The organism is uncultured Winogradskyella sp., assembly GCF_947498345.1.
Classification (GTDB): domain Bacteria; phylum Bacteroidota; class Bacteroidia; order Flavobacteriales; family Flavobacteriaceae; genus Winogradskyella.
Window position 1 is genome coordinate 21840 of record NZ_CANMJY010000006.1, and the last position, 20634, is coordinate 42473.

Annotated in this window: 12 protein-coding genes and 1 pseudogene; 12 read left to right on the forward strand and 1 reads right to left on the reverse strand. The window is 29.8% G+C overall.

Annotated features, from left to right (window positions below):
- Nucleotides 1-30 precede the first annotated feature (30 nt).
- The 10 genes and pseudogenes from lysS to Q0912_RS09145 all read left to right on the forward strand — a co-directional run.
- The gene (gene lysS, locus Q0912_RS09100; protein WP_299114285.1) at nucleotides 31-1722 is read left to right on the forward strand and encodes a lysine--tRNA ligase; all 1692 of its coding nucleotides are present in this window, start codon (nucleotides 31-33) and stop codon (nucleotides 1720-1722) included.
- Nucleotides 1723-2272: 550 nt separating this feature from the next.
- Entirely contained in the window at nucleotides 2273-2794 is a 522-nt protein-coding gene (locus Q0912_RS09105; protein ID WP_299114287.1) for a hypothetical protein, read from the forward strand.
- 168 nt (nucleotides 2795-2962) lie between these two features.
- A complete protein-coding gene (locus Q0912_RS09110; protein WP_299114289.1) occupies nucleotides 2963-4033 on the forward strand; it encodes a site-specific integrase in 1071 nt (356 codons plus the stop codon).
- A 3-nt stretch (nucleotides 4034-4036) separates the two neighbouring features.
- A complete protein-coding gene (locus Q0912_RS09115; protein ID WP_299114291.1) occupies nucleotides 4037-4744 on the forward strand; it encodes a hypothetical protein in 708 nt (235 codons plus the stop codon).
- Between the two features lie 66 nt (nucleotides 4745-4810).
- Nucleotides 4811-5116 (forward strand): helix-turn-helix domain-containing protein, encoded by a 306-nt coding sequence (locus Q0912_RS09120; protein ID WP_299114293.1) that lies wholly within the window; start codon nucleotides 4811-4813, stop codon nucleotides 5114-5116.
- A gap of 19 nt (nucleotides 5117-5135) precedes the next feature.
- A complete protein-coding gene (locus Q0912_RS09125) occupies nucleotides 5136-6080 on the forward strand; it encodes a phage/plasmid replication protein (protein ID WP_299114295.1) in 945 nt (314 codons plus the stop codon).
- Nucleotides 6081-6192: 112 nt separating this feature from the next.
- Nucleotides 6193-10437, forward strand: coding sequence for a hypothetical protein (locus tag Q0912_RS09130; protein WP_299114297.1), 4245 nt, complete (start codon nucleotides 6193-6195; stop codon nucleotides 10435-10437).
- A 288-nt stretch (nucleotides 10438-10725) separates the two neighbouring features.
- Nucleotides 10726-11196, forward strand: a complete 471-nt coding sequence (locus Q0912_RS09135; protein ID WP_299114299.1) for a hypothetical protein — start codon at nucleotides 10726-10728, stop codon at nucleotides 11194-11196.
- 96 nt (nucleotides 11197-11292) lie between these two features.
- A complete protein-coding gene (locus Q0912_RS09140; RefSeq protein WP_299114301.1) occupies nucleotides 11293-14754 on the forward strand; it encodes a hypothetical protein in 3462 nt (1153 codons plus the stop codon).
- A 107-nt stretch (nucleotides 14755-14861) separates the two neighbouring features.
- Nucleotides 14862-15092, forward strand: a pseudogene (locus Q0912_RS09145) (lysine--tRNA ligase); the annotation flags it as partial.
- 68 nt (nucleotides 15093-15160) lie between these two features.
- On the opposite strand, the gene Q0912_RS09150 reads toward Q0912_RS09145, so the two are convergent.
- Entirely contained in the window at nucleotides 15161-16561 is a 1401-nt protein-coding gene (locus Q0912_RS09150) for a hypothetical protein (protein WP_299114303.1), read from the reverse strand.
- A gap of 192 nt (nucleotides 16562-16753) precedes the next feature.
- Here Q0912_RS09150 and Q0912_RS09155 point away from each other — a divergent pair, with 192 nt between their 5' ends.
- Both Q0912_RS09155 and Q0912_RS09160 read left to right on the forward strand, forming a co-directional pair.
- Nucleotides 16754-18004, forward strand: a complete 1251-nt coding sequence (locus tag Q0912_RS09155; RefSeq protein WP_299114305.1) for a fibronectin type III domain-containing protein — start codon at nucleotides 16754-16756, stop codon at nucleotides 18002-18004.
- 92 nt (nucleotides 18005-18096) lie between these two features.
- Nucleotides 18097-20601, forward strand: coding sequence for a zinc-dependent metalloprotease (locus Q0912_RS09160; protein WP_299114307.1), 2505 nt, complete (start codon nucleotides 18097-18099; stop codon nucleotides 20599-20601).
- Nucleotides 20602-20634 lie beyond the last annotated feature (33 nt).

The following is a 20634-nucleotide window of genomic DNA, read 5'->3' on the forward strand; positions in this document are numbered from 1 at the left end:
ATGTAATTTTGCATCTCTAAAATAACAAGAATGCAACTTTCAGAACAAGAATTAGTACGACGCGAAAAGTTAGATAAATTACGTGCTTTAGGAATTAATCCTTACCCAGCAGATTTATTTCCAGTCAATCACACCTCTAAACAGATTAAGGAGAATTACGAGGATGGCAAAAAGGTGATTATCGCTGGTCGTCTGATGGCTATTAATGTTCAAGGAAAGGCATCATTTGCACAATTACAAGATAGTGAAGGTCGCATTCAGGTGTATTTTAACAGGGATGAAATCTGCCCTGAAGATGACAAATCATTATATAACGATGTCTTTAAAAAGCTTATTGACTTAGGAGACTTTGTTGGTATTGAAGGTGAATTATTCACAACGAAAGTTGGTGAAAAAACAGTAATGGTTAAACAATTTCAACTGCTCAGTAAAGCACTTAAACCATTGCCAATACCTAAACAGAAAGACGGAGTAACATATGATGCTTTTACAGACCCAGAGCAACGTTACAGACAACGTTATGCAGACTTAGCGGTAAATCCACATGTAAAAGATGTTTTTGTAAAGCGTACGAAGCTATTTAATGCCATGCGGCATTTTTTTAATGATGCTGGTTACTTTGAAGTAGAAACACCAATACTACAACCTATAGCTGGCGGAGCAGCTGCTCGTCCTTTTGTAACACATCATAACAGTTTAGACATTCCTCTATACATGCGAATTGCCAATGAGCTTTATCTAAAGCGTTTGATTGTTGGCGGTTTTGATGGTGTTTATGAGTTCTCAAAAAATTTCCGTAACGAAGGTATGGACAGAACTCACAATCCTGAGTTTACTGCCATGGAAATTTATGTAGCCTACAAGGATTACAATTGGATGATGGATTTCTGTGAAAAACTTTTAGAGCATTGCGCTATTGCTGTTAACGGAACTACAGAAGCTACTTTTGGTGAGTACAAAGTAGATTTTAAAGCTCCCTACAAACGTATCTCTATGCGCGATTCTATTTTAGAATTCACAGGATTTGATATTTACAACAAATCTGAAGACGAGATCAGAGCTGCAGCCAAAAGCATGAATATCGAAGTAGACAACACTATGGGCAAAGGTAAGTTGATCGATGAAATTTTTGGTGAAAAGTGTGAAGGCAATTATATACAACCCACATTCATTACAGACTACCCTAAGGAAATGAGTCCTTTGTGTAAGGAGCATCGTGAAAACCCAGAACTGACTGAACGTTTTGAACTCATGGTTTGTGGTAAAGAAATTGCTAATGCCTATTCTGAGCTTAATGACCCAATAGATCAACGCGAACGTTTTGAGCATCAATTAGAACTCGCAAAGAAAGGTGATGATGAAGCTACAGGTACTATAGATTATGACTTTTTAAGAGCTTTAGAGTATGGTATGCCACCTACTTCTGGTATGGGAATTGGTATGGATCGTTTAATTATGTTCTTAACCAACAATCAAAGCATACAAGAGGTATTGTTCTTCCCTCAAATGAAACCTGAACAAAAGCAAGTTGCAATAAGTGATGAGGCCAAGTCTATTTTTAAAATTGTAAAAGATTATAATAAAGTTGAATTGAACTGGTTAAAAACACAAGTTGGGTTAAGTAATAAAAAATGGGACAAAAGCATTAAAGAGCTCACTAAGAATGCTTTAGTTGGTGTTCAAAAACTTCCTGACGGTACATTAGAAGTGTGGCTAGAATAATATACTTTGTTGTAAATACTATAGGGTTATTATAAATAAGTACTTTAAATAGGTTGCTTTTTAGCAACCTATTTTTGTTGTAGATAATAGCAGATTACATCAAAATACTTGTCACTTTATTGTCACTTGAAGATTTCAATACTTCAGAATCTTTGGGATTTTTTCGTACCTTTGACTTATGAGTCAAAAAGTACTACATATAGCATTATTAATCATTATAACAATGTTCATTTCATTGTATTTAATATTTGGCCCATTCTCAAAAGCAATTGATGATTTCATATCTTCAGTGAATAATATATCTTCTATATTATCTTTATTAGTTACCTCAATTTTAGTTATACAATTGGAATTAAAAAAAAAAGAGTACGCTGTCATCTAGCCTCTTTAGTTAATTGAACTTTTTTTAGTACATATGTACAAATAAAGGTAATGTACGGATGTACAATAAAACTCTAAATAATTATGTATTTTTGTCCTTGTACATTGTCTATTTATACAATGCACAAGGACTGAAGTACATATTTTTAATTTAAAAACATACAATAAAATGATAAAAGATTTATTATCAACCAACTCGCTAATGCTTCAACAATATAACTTTCCTTTTATCGAATTAGAGACTGTCATTTTTTTTGAATGGTTGATTGTAAAAAAATATTCTTTTAGAAAGAAAAAAATTGACAATTATGACTTCTTTTATTCATCTAAAAGAGCAACGAATGAAACTGGTATAAAAAGAAGAAAGTTGGAAAAGGTTATATCAATTTTAAGAGAAGATTTTGAAATAATACAAACTAAGATAGATGGGAATCCTAAAGTAACTCACTTTGCTTTAAATTTTGAAAACATTGTTAGTCGAGAATTTATCAAATACCTATATAAGGAACAATATCGAATATCTGCCTTTAAGGAATGGCAAAATTTTAAAAGACTTATTGAATTGAATGACAGTCATAAACCAGGTATTAATCACTCTCTACCGAATACCGAATCATTTGATGAATTTATGGATAATTTTCAAGATGGCGAAGATTATAGGCCTAATAATGATATTGGCACTCCATTTTGATTTTAAAACTAAGTACCAACTAAGTACTAACTCTCTACATATCTAAGGTTTTTAATCATCAACCTACTTTTGTTGCTAATAATAGTAAATAATACTCAAAATAGTGCATTCAATATAAGACTAAAGTCGAAATTGTCCATTAAATTTAATACACTAAACCATTTAGATATGTCTGTCAATTTAAGAACAAAATATTTGGGTACCATTAAGCTATCTCAAAAGAACAGACCTTATAAATATCAACTTGATTATTCACTTAATGGTAAAAGAGTAAGAGAAACGATTAAAGATGTCATTTTTTATCCCTCTGACACTAAAGAAGAAAAAAAACAAAAACTAAGAATCGTTAATAGAATTAAATCTCAATTAGAAATTGAATTAGGTAATTCTAAAAATGGATTAATTTCGAGACAATTACAAAAAGCTAACTTTATAACCTACTTTGAGTTATTAGGAAAAAATAAAGAGGATAAAACACGTACTGCATGGAATAATACTTTAAAACATCTAATTGATTTTCAAGGTAAAAGAATAAAATTTGAAGATGTTTCAGCTACGTGGCTTGAAAAATTTATTGAATATCTTAAAAGTGAAAATCTGGCTGCAAATTCAATAGTTACATATTTCAATAAGGTTAATGCAGCTTTAAATAAGGCCGTGAAAGAAAGAATAATTATTGAAAATCCTTCTAAGTTTATAGAAAGGCCCAAAAAAGTAGAAACAGAAATAATCTTCTTAACAAAAGAAGAAATTCAACAAATAGTTCAAACTGATTTTTGGGACAATGAATCTAAAAATGCTTTTTTATTTAGTTGTTATACTGGACTAAGAGTTTCGGACATTAGAAACCTAAAATGGTCAAACATTAAGGATAACAAAATTCAATTAATACAGAATAAAACAAAAAAAGTAGTATATATACCATTGAATAACAATGCAAAAAACATATTAGAAAAACAAAAACATAATGAAGGTTTAGTCTTTAAACTTTCTGAACATATTAGCTCAATAAACAGAACAGTTAAAAAGCTTATCAAATTAGCTGGTATAAATAAGAAAGTACATTTCCATTGTGCTAGGCATACTTTTGCAACTCTATTAGTAACATCAGGTGTAAACGTTTTTACAATTTCCAAATTGATGGGGCATAAGGATATTAAAAGCACTCTCGTCTATGCAAAAGTAATCGATGAAGAAAAACAAAAGGCAGTAGATAGTATGGTAAACTTAGAATTTTAAATTATGGAATTAAAAGAGGTAAAAGCATTAGTAGAGTACTTTGAAGATAGAATAATTAAAAACTTTGAAACCCACTTTAGCTATTTAGTTTTAGAAGACTTTTATGAAGGTGGTTATGACGATAGAATAGAAGATGAATTTTATTACGACGAATACTACTCAAAGTATGAAAGTAATATTATAAACTTACTTTTAGAGATTGAGGACAATATGAGTAGTGAGTATATTAATCTGAAATTAAGATTAATTAAACTTAAACGAATAATTGATACTAGACTATCAAAAATTGAATCCAATATTAATCCCCCAATCAGGTCTAAAAAACGGAACGTTCAGTTCATTTTAAATCCTAAAATAGAAAAAGAATTATTTATAAAAACACTACATATATTACTACTTGACTTTAAACTAATAAGTAGCAATTTCGATAATTTTAAATCGCATTTCGATAATAATTGGCATGATAAAATTCAATGGTATGGTACTGAATTACAAATCACAAATTTCATAACTTTATTAATAGAAAAAGGACTACTTGATATTGAAACTCAAAATTTTAAAAACAAACTTATTACAGCTCACTTCACAAACAAAAAAGGCAATAATTATAAAGAGAAACAACTTAGCTCTGTTTTAGCTGATAAAAAAGCCTTAGTCCCTAATGATGATGTTATATTGAAAATAATTCAAGAATTGAGTACTAACTTTTAACTCATCTTTTACTTACTAAATAAACCTTTATAAATCAAGAGATTTACGTCATTATAAAATTTTATTATGACAAAAATATCTCAACTCATTCTTGAAGTAAAACTTCTTAAAAAAGAAATAAAGAAAAGTCATCTTTTCAGGAAAAGAATCTACACTATTAAAGAAGCTGCATTTGTAACTGGTGTTAGTATATCACAAATTCAAAAACTAATTGCTTCACGTAAAATACCTCATTCCAAACCCAATGGAAAGTTAATTTTTATTAGACGTAAAGACTTAGAATCATTTTTGATGAAGAACTATATCAAATCTAACGATGAAATTGAAATGATAGTTACAAACACCATCCTTTCTAATAATAAGTTGAACTAATTTCCATAATAAGGAAACAATGATAGACACAATTAAAGGCTATATTGATTTAAATAGTAATACAGAAGTAAAGCATCTTATCGTTTTAGCCAAAAAATCAGAAAGTGAATATGGATTTAACGCCACATTCAATATAGAAAATATAAAACTAACTCTGAGACTAAATAGAGAAGGTAAACCTTTAAAACTTTACTTTAATGGTTCATTGCCTAAATTCTATTTTGGAAATAATGTTTCATATCTAAATAAAGCAGATACCAAGAGTGCTATAACCAAGTTATCAGATTGTTTACGTATTAATATGTCAAAATCTATTTTAACAAGAGTGGATTGCGGTTTCAATATTAATTTAAAGCATCCAGTACATGAATATATTGATTGTCTAGCCTATTACCCTCGTTTGGATTATATGCGTTACAAAGACTCTGTTACTTTTTTTAAGAAACATGCTAGAATGAAACTATTGTTTTATGACAAAAAAAACGAGATTAGAAACAACTCTAAGGAACTTTTACACATTCATCCTGACCTATACCTCAACAAAAACATATTACGCTATGAAATAAGCTTATATCGTCGTTTGAATACTTTTTTCAAAGTAGATAAATTCACATTAAACCTACTAATGAAACAAAGTATTGAAGATAGACTATTAAGAACTTGGTCAAGTAGTTATTTTCGTGTAAAAAAAATTCAACTAGGAATAGACCCAAAAGAACTACTACATAATCATAACGGCCTATTTAAGTATTTGGCATATCATGGTATAGATAGGTTAGGATTTAATAAAACTATTAATACAATTTCACATCTTAATTTTAATGTAAAAAACCCAAGAAGTAAGCGTAGCAAGATGAAGAAAACAATTAAGGTTTTATTTGATGATGTTAATAAAAATACACTAGACAATAACTTAATAACAGAATTAGACTATAAAGTTTCCCAAATCAAAGATTATATATAGTTCCTAAAACTTGTCCCCCAGAATTCTGTAAGTTCTGCTATTTTTATTAATACAAAGCGCCTTTATAAATACTACGAATTTTTACGCGCGCGATAAAGACAATTTATTTAACTTGTTGCAGAAAAAATTGCTGAAAATGACTGGAAAAGGGGATAATTTAGAAAATCAAGTTAAAATATTATTTGAAAACTTATTGAAAGAATGTGGGTATACTGTCATTAAAAATCGCAAACAGAAAAGTGGTACACAAGATGGTTTTGATAATGAAATAATAATTGTTGATGAGTTCAATAGAAGGTACAAAATTCATTTAGAATGTAAAGATTATTCTACAAAACTCAATTTCTCTGAGGCTATTGTAAAAATTCCTCAAATAGTCACATCGTATAAACCCGATATTCTAATTTTCTTGTCACCAAAAGTTCAATTTAGTAATCCATATAATGACACTCGATTGGTAGAATTTTATGAAAGATTTGATGTGCCTATTGAATTTTTAACACCCGACAACTCAGTAGAAGAATTAATTGCTTTAGATGAAAGTATATATAAAAGTATTTATGGAGAAGTGCCCAAGTTTAAAGTTGACAGAAACGAAAAAATCGAATGGTTTAAAAAATTCATTTTTTCATCAAAGCCTTTAAAAAAAATAGTTTTAAATGAAAGCGATAGAATATCCTACATAACAAATATTACTCTAATAGAAAATTATATTGAAAGGACTATTTGCAAAGCTTCTGACAGTAGAGAAGTCAGGTATTTTTATAATAGTAAACATGACAATTCACTAATTAACCTTTGTAATTCATTTCTCAATTCAAAAAATCAAGATAGCGAAGGAATAGTAATACTTGGCAATCCTGGATTAGGTAAATCCATCGAATTAAAGAATTTAGCCATACATTTTTGGGAGAATTACAATTCAATAAAATGGGTGCCTTTTTACAGAGAAATTAGAACATTCACTTCATCTGACAAGATAAGTGATTATTTACCCAGCAACTGGAACGAGATACCTCAACTATTAATCATTTTAGATGGGTTGGATGAGGTTTCCTATAGTCAAGATTTCTGTGCGAAATTAGAGAAGTTTATAATCGATAATACTGAAAATAAAAATTCAATTCAATTTGTTCTAAGCTGTAGAACAAACATTTATGAAAACGTCATCAAGGATATATCTAAGTTTGAAACTTATGTATTGAATAACATTTATTATTCAGATGCAATTAATTTCTTAAAAATTAATTACAACCTATTACAAAAAGATTCTAATAGACTATCATTTTCTTATAATCAAAAAGAATTTTTAGAGAATCCATATTATTTAAGAATATTTGGAGAATATTACAAACAATATAGAAAACTTCCTTCAAACAAGAGTGATTTACTAAACAAATTTGTAGCCAAAAGACTTGAAGATGACAGAAAAAAATTTAAAAATAAAAACTTTGACAAATCAGATATAGAAAATAGCTGTAAAAAAATTGCTCTTTCTATGGAAGCCATGCAAATAAATGAAATTAAGGATTCGAAGCTTAGAATTATTCTTGGAGAAAAAAAAGATAATTTCACAGACTCTTCATTCTCAGAAAGAGTATTTGGAAAGGATAATTGGAAATTTGAGCACAGAAATCTGCAAGAGTATTTTGTTGCAAAATCTTTAAAAAACCTATCATTTCATGAAATAATAAATTTTATAAGATTAGATGAAAAAACCAACAAAACACATCCTTCTTGGCTAAATTCAATTTCATATCTTATTAGTGTATTAAATAAAAAATCAAATGAATACAAGGAATTAATTAATTGGTTAATAGAAAATGAACCTGAAGTGTTGTTCAAATCTGATTCTGATAGAATAAATCCACAAACTAGGTTTAAAATATTTAAAGATTATTTCAATAAAAGGTGTAAGATTGATACTTTATGGATAAGAAGTTATGATTCAGGAGTTATGGAATTAGCGAAATTTGCTGATTGCGAAGATTCAGTAATCTTTTTGATTGATGAAATTAGAGATGAATCTAACCATAGAAGGGCAAGAATATCTGCAATTGATCTTCTTTCAAATATGGATTTGACTTTTAAAGCAAATCAAATTCAAGAATTAATACTATTTTTATTAGAGGCACCTGTAGACAAAGTAGATTTTCGATTCAAAGCAAATATTATTTATCAATTTAAAAAACTTAATTATCATCTTGATTTAAGATTTTTAAACAAAATAATAAGTGTATTAAAAGATATTGATTTTCATGAAATCACAAGTGCCGTTTTGGGTTTAATAGAAGAAGTCGAAGTCGACTATTATTTCACTTACATCAAGAACTTAGCTCCTAAAATAACTGGGGATATCGAACGCAAATACAAGAAAACTGATAACCTTTCAACCAATGAAGAAGGTAAACTAGAAAACATTCTAGTTAGTTTTAAAAATCCTAATCATTTATTATTCTCTATTGAATTTCTTTTGAGTAATTCTAGCTCTTTTTCAACCAGAGAAAAGAAAGAAAATTTACAAAAAATAATAAATAAATTAAGCGAATTACACTTCAAAGATGACAATGTTTATAAAAAACTGTTAGACTTTGTGGATAGTGATTTTTATGAAAAAACTTTTAGCTATGAATATGAAAAAATCATTTTCTCATATTTTGAAAAAACGAATACAACTGATAGAGCTTTTAATGATTTATATAAATCAAAATCAAATTTTGACTCCAAAAGAAAATTTCTGGTTTTATCTGCAAATAAAGAAAACATACAACAAATAATTAAAGACTATAAAAATAATATACTTGATAAAACTGAGGTTATTTATTTCACTAATAACTTATCTCATTATAATCATGATTTAGCATTATCCTTTCAGTCGTCTGTAGAGACTGAAACGGATATCCAATATAAGAAAAAATTGGTATCGGTTGATGAAAGAAACCGGTGGAACAATTTTCATAAGAACAAGCATCAATTAGGTTTCGATTTGTTATTTAAGAAAAATCAACTCCTGAAATTGGCTCAAGAATATTTCGATTATTCAAAAGAAGAAATAATTACTTGGGAAAACAATAGTGAATACAAAAAGGAATTTTATGATAGTCTAGATTTACAATTAAAGTTTCCGCAAACTTTCATGGGGATCATATATGACAGTCTAAGAAATAATAATGGAAAAGTTAAAGTAGAAGATGTGAAAAAATTAATTAGAAATGAAATATTTCTATTCTATAAAATAAAAGATGAGATCACATCATCTCACAGTGGTTATTTTGAAATAACATTAAAACAGGTAGAAGTAATAAAAAAATGGTGCAATAAAAACTTAGAAAAAGCTGATTTTAAAAATCACAATCAAAACACAAAGAAGTACAATCGCAATAGATGTCATTTATTATGGTTTTTTAGACATCATTTTGATTTTCACTATGAAAAAGAGTATTTATTAGATATGTTATTTATAGATGGACGAATAAAACTGAATGAAAAAGAAATTGGTTATAAATATATTATAGACAAAGTTGATAAAAAGCTAATCGATGAACGGGTACTATTTAATTTACAGAATGTAGAATTAAATCAAATGATTTATGATAATCATATTAGTTATTGTATAGAAAATGAATTGAAAGAAGCATATCAAATAATCGAAGAATATCTAAAGAGTTATACTGATAGGACCTATTTCATGAGCACTTTACTTTATTCCTATTTTGAAAAAACTAAAAGAATTGGACTATTAAAAAGTTTGGTTAAACCTCATCCAAATGATGAGCAAAAAGATGGTTTAACTTGGGATGCAATAAAACTACTTATTGCTAGTGAAGAATATGAATATGTAACAAAAAAACTATTAGAGTTTAGGAATTTAAAGCCAGAGAATGAGGATTTACTAATAGTGATAAAATTTCTAATCAGATTAAATCATCATGAAGGATTTAAATTCTTAAATAAATGGTTCTCTAATGCGAAAAACAGAAAAAAGCAATTGAGAAATGTTCTAAGTACAGATGATTATTACGTTCATACCAATAAAAAGTCTATTCCTCATTTGGTTAAGCTTTTCAAAATATCCCATAAGTCTGATTGGGACTTTGATGAAATGCATCATCCTCGTCGTATATCACATGAAACTTTAGAGGTAATATGTCGCGAAAACGGACAAGAAGAATGCCTATTAGTTTTAAAACTCTTGGCTAAAACTAAAAATGAATTAAAATCCACTGGATTAGATTTATTCTACATTAATATTTTAATCAACGACATTACTCAACAACTTAATAATCATAAGTCCAAATCGATGAGTTTTGAAGACCTTGTCAATAAAATTGAGCAATTGAAATACCTAATAATTTAATATCAATTATATTTGCATGAAAGTTTTTTAAAGAAACTAAGTTCTTTACATACGAAATATACGATAGGCATTAGTCATCTAATAACTTGGACGAAAACTGGTAATTTTCAATCAATCAAGTAGAAAAAGATGAACTGATGCCCATGTCTCTAATGGGCATGGGCTTAGTTCGCTTTACTTGATAGGTATACCAGTGCCTCGTCCAAGGAGTGGGCTTTAGTACCATGCCTTATTCTTTTCAATAATTTTTTAATCTAGGTACTGGGTTTTCATAGAATAGAAACCAATATGAAACGATCTAATTTCCTTACCCCTGCTGGTTTGGTAGTTATTTTACTAACTACAAACCTTTGCAAAGAATCTACTCAATTAAACGAGACATATGAAGAAAAAAAGGATACCATAAGAGAAGAAAACAAATATGACTATTTATTTATTGATTTAGGTGATTATGAAAATGTACCATCACAAGAAGAGTTTGAATATTCAGAATTTTGGAGAAAAGAGGCATTCAAAGCGTCATCAAAATTTATTGAGAATGAAATTAATAAAAAACCTAACTGCACATTAATAAAACAGGGCCATTATCAACCTTATCTAATTAGATACCTAGGTGGATTTGGTTTTTTAACAAAGCACTACTGCGAATTTGATTGCAAACAAGGGTATAATAACCCATCTAATTTTTGGGTTGAAGTATATTATAGGGGTTACAACAATTGGTCTGCTCAAATCATAAAACAAAAGTTTGTCGATTAAATCGTTTTTAATAAATATCTTTTAATGCTCATATTAAAATTGATGTAATAATAAATGTTAACTTTAGAACAAGCTTAATTTTAGTTCTAAAAAAGTATGCCATTAAACAGACGTGAATTCATAGGGAAAGCAGGGTATAGTTTATTATTCTTAAATATACTTTACTCCCTTCCTTATTCAAGAAATTTAATATCACTTTACTCACAAGAAAAAATAAAACCAAGTTCACTTTTTTTAAATGAATTAATTTATCTATCAAAAAATGAAGACGAAAAAAATAACATTAACACATCTTTATTTAGATTGATCGGCGCTAAAAATAATATAGACCCCGCATTTGACTTAGATAATTATTTAAAAGGACAAGGATCGTATCGCGGACCATTTAGAAATGATGTTTATCTATCATACGACGAAATAGACATGCTCGTTAAATCATATAATCCTTATACAGAATCTTGGTGGGTAACTGGTGAAGATGTAGCAGGTGTTTTAGGGCTTGTAACAGGCATCCCTGGGATATTTTACAAGCCATTAGGAATTGCTAGCCTAGCTCTTGGTGCTGGAGCAATGTATTGTGGAAATGAAGAAGATCAAAATTATCAACGGCATTTAATACATCAAAATCTACAGCGCAAAGCATACCATCTTTATAATAATGACTTGTTAATTAAAAATTATTTAGTAGAAGAATCTAATGATCTTAAATTCGAATGGACAGAGGATGAAAAAGATAATTTCATTAACAACTATCTTCTAGAAAATTTTGAGTCTGATTTCTCTAAAAAGGTTAAAAAGTATTTTGGTGAGAGGTTAATTATTCAAGAAAACTCTATAAGAGAGTTTATTAAAGATCAAAACAAATCAATAGAAGATGCGAAGAAAAAAGTTAAAGAAATAAGAGAAGAAAATTATAAAAACAAATACCAATCTGAACAAGAATTTATTAATTCAAAGAAAATTTTAAATAAATTATTACTTGAAGAACAAAGAAAAAATGCTGAAAAGCAGATGTTTTTTAATTCAATAAATAATTTTCTCTCATTCACAATTGAACAGACTAATGGAAGTAATGATACAAAAGTATTACTTTCGGGGATAAGTCAATTGGCAATGCACTACGCAGTTTATGGTAAGCTTGGACCAGGAGCAGTTTCGACAATTATGATGTCAACGTTTATAGGTCTTAATTCAAATGATAATAATGATGGTTTCCAGAAAGCAATCGAACAAATATTTAAGTACTTCGATCAAATTTTAGAAATGCTTGAAGATATCAATACTCAGCTTACTCAAATAGAAAAAAATCAATATAGAGTACTTAACGCTGTACTAAGTAATCAAAAACTGATTAAGCAAAGTATGTCACTAACTCAAAATCAATTTTTACAACTAAAAAGCGACATAGCAAATTCATTTGAAGGTATTCGCTTAGAGAATGCAGAGTTAAACAACGATCTTTTTGAAGGAAAATACAAGGAACTGATCGAAAAAAACATAACAGATAATATTGTTTTGACAGAAAAGTTTAACGAATTCATTGACCTTTGTGAGATAAAACTAAACAACATTCAATTTACTGGTAGACAAGATAAATTATTATCAGGAAGAAATTTTTCTGACGTATTTAACTTTTCACATTTAAAGAATGAATTTGATGAAATTAAATTCAAAAACGGAATCACATTTAAAAGACCTATTTGGTTTGACATTTATTCTAGAATTGGCTTATTACCTCAAACTCAAAAGTGGTTAAATAAAAATGTAACTGAATTAAATTCAATTAGCAATCCGAGATTAGTTAATAAACATCTTGCACCTCTTTTAAGTTTAATTTTTAAATCACATATTCTAAAAAAAACAGACAAAAAGTCGTTATATGAAAGAATAAAATCTTGGGCTAGAAGTGAAAATGAAAAAATAAAAGCATTGGCAGATTGTGACTCCTTGTATAAAATAACTAATCTCTATATAGATAATTGGAAGTCTCTGTTGATTAGACTAAATAACAGCCTAGATGGACTAATGAATGAAGAGCTTAAGAATGCGATAAATAGTCATGGAATATCTATAAAATTTAGTGACACAAAGGAATCCGAAAAATTTAATAATAGTGATTACGGTGGTCGTCTAAGATATTTACATTCGGAATTGACAAAACATAAAATAATTAATTCCGCATATATTAAATCTAATAAAATTCCTAAAGTTTATGTAGAAAATAATTCGATTACTGAAAAACAACCAAAACCAATCAAATACTTTTTTGAAAATGAATTTGATATTATTTCTCTCGCCAAGAGCTTAGGTATAGTACAAGAAATGAGGGCAGAAGCGATCCAAAAAAGTCCGAAATTCTTCTATCTTCAAAATGCCCCATATGCCCATTTGCATGGCATGAATAATCAATACTTATATCTAATAAACAATAAAAGATCTGTACGTGATGCCCAATTAGCCGCTCAGAATGCAAAAAAATCAATTGGAACTGCTCAAGATGTTAAATTAATAAGTTATCGTCTAACTAGACCTAATGGTAAAAGTTTCAATTTTTATATTAGAACAGGAAAAATGGTAAGGCATGCCGAGCATAGATTTATACCAGTTGCTACAGGAAATCATCTTTACGCCGTACCAATAATGTCTTGGCAAAATTTTATTTGCATCGGTACCAAAATTAAGTCTACTGATCCATGGAATAATAATTCTAATGTTACAAAGTCTTGGAAAAGTAATTTTGCTAACTCGGATGATTTTCTTTCTGATATAAATTCTAATATTCTGACAAGTATTGAGAGTAAAAAAAAGAAAAACACGAAACAAGATGAATATGACAACATCACTTTTTTTGAATATTTAACAATTCTTTGTTTAGTTAAGTTAAATAAAGAAATTACAAACAACTATGTAAGTTCCTACTTCACTCTCTACAGGAGTGATTTTAAAGATATTTCGAATATTACCTATTCTGAGTTTGGGTCAAATGATTATACGAAACTCTTGGATAAAGTATTAGGAATATCAACAAGTCTTTGCATCATCAAATCTGTAAATCGTAAGCTGTCTAAACCAAATTATTTTTATATCCCTATAGAAAATTCAACACTAAAAGAAATTAATCCCATTGGGTTGCCTCTTGAAGATTATCCCTTGGATCAAGTAAATTCAATATATTCACATGAAGACTTGATTAAGTATTTATATCCTCTTTTAATCCAATTATTAAATGCGAATTCCAATTCAATTGTGGAAACTTTAAAAAATTTAGAATCATTCGAAAATTATCCAGAGTTTAAAATTATTACAGAAAAAGATTTTATGATAAGGAAATTATTTGATATGATCGAAAATAATTCTAGGTTCATTCTTGAAAATAGTTCTCCCTTGGATGACAAAACTATTTACGACTATCATTACGCTGAAATTTTAAACAGCATTGAATTTCTTTCCAATAATAAATCTAAGAAAAACAGTACATTAAGTACAGTACTTTTAGCTGGTAGTGCCATCGGTTTAGGATATTACGGATATAAAAGATTTATAAAAAGGAAGAATTAACAATCGCAAATAATAGCAGATAAATCATTGATTTCTGTCACAAAATTGTCAGACTCGATAAGACAACGCTTCAGAAAACCAGTATCAATAAAGGTTTTAATATATTAGTTTCATTCTTCCCTCAAATGCGACCAGAGAAAAAGCAAGTGGCTTTGAGTGATAATGAAAAAGCCATTTTTGAGATTTTAAAATCTCAAAAACGTATGGTCTTAAATGACTTAAAGTCACAGTCTGGGCTTAGTAATAAAGGCTGGGACAAAGGTATTAAAGGACTTGGCAAACATGGCTTAACCAAGGTTGAAAAAACTGAAGAAGGTTTGTTTGTTGAGTTAATATAAACAATAATGAATTTATAATACTCAAAAAAGCATATTTTAAGACGATATGATTTTTTGAGTATTTAAGCCTAATTCCAATCCTGAATATCTGTTGGTATTTTTTCCTTAAGGTACATTTCTAAAAAGCTAACTAAATCGGTTGCAACAAATTGACTAGGTTTACCATCTTGTCCAAGCTGAATAATCTGCCCGACATGCCCATTTTCATCTGGTAACATATCCATAGCATATCTATAAGTGTAATCTTCGTAAAAAAGCAACCATCTTGGAGAAACTTTTACAGGTAACACTCTCTTAGATTTATCGTTATATTTTGGATTTTTAAGACTTACAACAGGTATTCTGTAAAAGCGATTACTCATCTCTTCTAAACGCACTTCTAACTTCCCTAATTGTATAAATGGGCCATTAAGGTTTTGATATTTAAAGAAAAATCTTAAATCTTCTGGTAGTATACTCTCTGAAGATTTTAAGAATATCTTTTGAGGTAATGATGTTATCTTAGTTTTGTATTTAAACTTAAATTTTGCATTGATTTTTTCCCAAACATCAATAAGTTTTGTAGTATCTAATTCAACCTTTTTGGTCGTGATATTTTCGTGTCTGTAAAGAAATTTATCATGCTCTAATCGTGTTATTAGATTATATGTTGATACACTATCATTTTCATAATAATGCTTTAATGGGTAATCGTAATAAGAAGTATTATTCATAAAATCATACTCAGCCATATTGCTGTTAGTAGAAGATACAGACAACCGCATATCACTATTAATTCCAATAAAAACGTTATAGCCCTTTTTATATGATTTATTGATATTATCCCTAACATCCTTTAAAAAGAGATAATGATCCGCTTCTTCTTTTGCATAGAAATCTTCGATTTGAAATAATGTTAAGATCATGTTGTTCTTAGCTACAGAATAGAACTTAATGTCATCTCTATTCATATTACAAGCACTAAAATCAACTTTTGTATATAATAAATGAGATATAGAATCTTTTTCTAATGAAGGTATACTCACACACTTAGTAAAGTCTGTATTCAATTGATTGAGATGAAGCTGCTTTTGGTTATCTAGTTTTTCAGTTTCAGCATTTCTTTTACTTTCCTGGATCATAGAATCAATCTCAAAATAGATAAAAGTAAATGCAAGCATAACTATCTGATATGCTAAAAAAGCCAAAAAAAGGAAGTGCCACCAAGGACGTCTCAGAGGTTCTTCTTTGTATTTAGATAAAATATCTTTGGGAGCTGTTTCTTTAAAATGGTGTTGCCCGCATTTTCTACATTTAAATTCAATTGTTTTTCCTAATGGGATTATAGGAATCCAAAACAAATAAAAGTAACCCGCAGTTCCTTTTACATCAAAAGACGATACGCTACTACATTTAGTACAAATGGTATTTCCCTTAAGTGCTTTATTTTTTAATTTAGAATCTCTAAAACCGAATATTATGAAAAACATAAATCACAACTATTTTTTTGAATCTTGCTAAGCTAAAAAAATATTAAGACTCAAGTATCATTTTGTGAATTTATAAAACAACACATGTAACTTCACATAAGAAATAACACATCTTAAAAATCGGCAAGAACTTGTTATTTCGCTCATTTTTACTATTTTCACATCGCTTAAAAGAAAAATTAACTACTCAAAATGAAAAAATTAATAGCCCTTTTTCTAATTATTACAACGTTTTCTTGTAACAATGATGATGATAATACCGTAGATGCTTGTGTTGAAGCAACCAATATTCAGGCAAATAATATTACAATCAATTCAGCAACAATAACTTGGGATGATTCAAATACTGCGAATTCTTATATTTTAGAATATGGTGTTTCAGGTTTTGCATTAGGTACAGGATCTATTATGACCGAAACGACAACATCTACTGATTTATCGAATTTAGAACCTGCAACAACTTATGATGTTTATGTGCAAGTAGTTTGTTCTTCAAACAATTCGAGCATGTATTCAAATGTCTATAGTTTTACAACAGAGACACCTCCTGTAGTTGCAGAGTTTAGACCAAATCTATCAGAGTTAAATTTATTTTCTGGTGATTTAAGTGGTTTAAATATTTCATCAAAAGCTTTTGAATATCAATTAAATTCAGAACTTTTCACAGATTATGCTCATAAACAACGCTTAATAGCACTTCCTGATGGTACAAGTATGGAATATGATGGTGATGGGCTACCTGTTTTTCCTGACAATACTGTAATCGCTAAGACTTTCTATTACAATGCTGATGAGCGTGATTTATCCTTAGGAAGAACTATAATTGAAACACGAGTTCTCATCAAACTTGAAGGTGAGTGGGAAACTGGAGATTATAAATGGAATGCAGAACAAACAGAAGCTGTATTAGATCTAGATGGAAGCATCTTACCAATATTTTGGATAAATGCTGCAGGTGAGACTAATTCTGTAGATTATGAAATACCATCTAACTCAGATTGTTTTACATGTCATAAAACTTATGAGCAAAAGACTCCTATTGGACCTAAATTACGCTCAATGAATTTTGATATAGATGGTTCTAATCAATTAGATCAATTGATTAATAATAATCAACTTGTAGGTCTTGCTTCCAGCTCGTCTGTAGCAAGTTTACCAAATTGGGAGGATACATCTTTATCATTAGAACTAAGAACTAGAGCATATTTAGATATAAACTGTGCACACTGCCACATACCTGGTGGTCATTGCGAGGATGCTTCCATATTAAACTTAGATTTTAGAACAAGTCTAGAAGATAGTAATATTGAAAGTCGTAGCGCTAGTATAGACTTTAGAATCACGTCAAATACCGAAGGAGAAGGTATGCCTCTCATAGGGACAACTATTCTACATACTGAAGGAGTACAACTCATACAAGATTACTTAAATACCCTAGATTAAGGGCGTTAAATAAATACTAAATTCGGTTTAGCGACACTTAGGTTCTTAATAGAATCCGTACTTTCATCCAAATTTTTTAAAACCGACAAAAAGTGAAGCAACTATCAATTAAACTACTCTTTGCAGTTTTGGCTTTTGTGGCATTCTCATGTTCTACAACCAAAAAAGCCAGTAAATCAAAAAAAACTGATGCCACAGCAATGGCCAAACCACCTGGAAAAAAACCTGGTAAAAATGACCCTAAACCGTATAATAAAGTCATCACCAAAGATGCTAAAAGTGACAAAGGTCTTTTTACGGTCCATAGCTTAGACGATAAATTTTACTATGAAATACCAGATTCTTTATTCAATAGAGAAATGCTAATGGTAACACGTATTTCTAAAACTGCAAGCGGATTAGGTTTTGGAGGAGGAAAGCAAAACGAACAAGTATTACGTTGGGAGAAAAAAGGAAAAAAGGTAATATTACGTGTAGTATCTTACAATGTTACTGCTGCAGATTCCCTTCCTGTAAATGAAGCTGTTAAAAATTCTAATTTCGAACCTGTACTTTATACATTCCCAATTAAGGCTTATAGTAAGGATTCTACAAGCACTGTAATTGATGCCACACCTTTGTTTGAAAAAGATGTAAAGTCTTTAGGACTTCCTCAATTTAGAAGAACACCATACAGAGTAACACGTTTAGAAAGCAACAAATCTTTTATCGAAAATATAAAAAGTTACCCTAGAAACATTGAAGCACGCCATGTAAAAACCTATGCTGCTGGTCGTCCACCTTCTAATTGGAGTACAGGAAGTATTTCTATAGAAATTAATAACTCTATGATTTTACTTCCAGACAATCCAATGAAGCGACGTTATTTTGATGAGCGTGTAGGTTGGTTTACCAGCAATACAACAGATTATGGTTTAGAAGATCAAAAAAGTAAATCGCTAACATACTTAGACCGTTGGAGATTAGAAGTAAAAGATGAAGATCTTGAAAAGTTTAAACGTGGTGAGCTGGTAGTACCTAAAAAACAAATTGTTTATTACATTGATAGAGCTACACCAAAGAAATGGAGAAAATATATTAAGCAAGGGATAGAAGATTGGCAAGTGGCTTTTGAAGCTGCAGGTTTTAAAGATGCTATTATTGCAAAAGATCCTCCTACACCCGAAGAAGACCCAGAATGGACACCAGAAGACGTTCGCTATTCTGTAGTGCGCTACTTAGCATCTCCAATTCCTAATGCTAACGGTCCTCACGTAAGTGACCCAAGAACTGGAGAGATTTTAGAAAGTGATATTAACTGGTATCATAATGTAATGTCTTTATTACGTGGATGGTTCTTTGTGCAAACTGCAGCTATTAATCCAGATGCACAAAGCCCTCAGTTTAAGGACGAAGTTATGGGACGTTTAATTCGTTTTGTATCTGCACACGAGGTTGGACACACACTTGGTTTACCTCACAATATGGGAAGTAGTGTTGCATATCCAGTTGAAAGTTTGCGTGATGCTGAGTTTACTCAAAAATACGGAACAGCACCATCAATTATGGATTATGCACGCTTTAACTATGTAGCTCAACCAGGTGACGAAGGAGTAGCTTTAATGCCTAATATTGGTATTTATGACAAGTATGCTATTGCTTGGGGTTATAGACCTATTTTAGACAAAACAGCAGAAGAAGAAAAAGCGACTCTTAACGAATGGATTATGAAACATGCTGGTAATCCAATGTACCGTTTTGGTCACCAACAAGTAGGTGATGTACACGATCCAAGTTCGCAAACCGAAGATTTAGGCGACAATGCGATGTTAGCGAGTGAATATGGTATTAAAAATTTAAAACGTATTGTACCAAATCTCATTAAATGGACTACAGAAGCTGGTGAAGACTATGATGATTTGCAAGAAATGTACGGTCATGTAATCTCGCAATTTAATCGTTATATGGGGCACGTTTCTAATAACATTGGTGGAGTTTATGAGCATTACAAAACTGCAGATCAAAATGGTGCGGTTTATACTTCTGTTGCAAAAGCACATCAAAAAGAAGCGATGCAATTTATTCAAAACAACTTGTTTGACACACCAGATTGGTTGATTGACAAAACCATTTTTGACCGTATAGAGTACTCTGGTTCTGTGGAACGTGTACGTGCATTACAATCTAGAACATTGAATAATATTTTACGTTTAGGAAGAATGCAACGTTTAATTGAAGCACATACTTACGATAGCAATTCCTATGCTTTAACAGAAATGATGCGCGATTTACGCCAAGGTGTTTGGAGCGAATTGCGTAATGGTAAGAGAATTGATACTTATAGACGTAATCTTCAGCGTGCACATATTGATAGATTAGCGTATTTAATGACAGCTGAAAATCAAAGTGGTAGATCCCCAAGTCCTTATTTAAAAAGAACTGCTGTAAATACAAGTCAGTCGGATATTAGAGCTATTGTTAGAGCTGAATTAAAAACCTTGCGATCGCAATTAAGAAGTGCTCGTGGTGGAGACTCTATGAGTAGAATACATATAGCCGATGCTATTGAACGTATTAATGATATTTTAGACCCAAAAGTTATAATAACTAAAGAATAGCACTAAAACAGATTTATGTCTAAAGGCTTCATC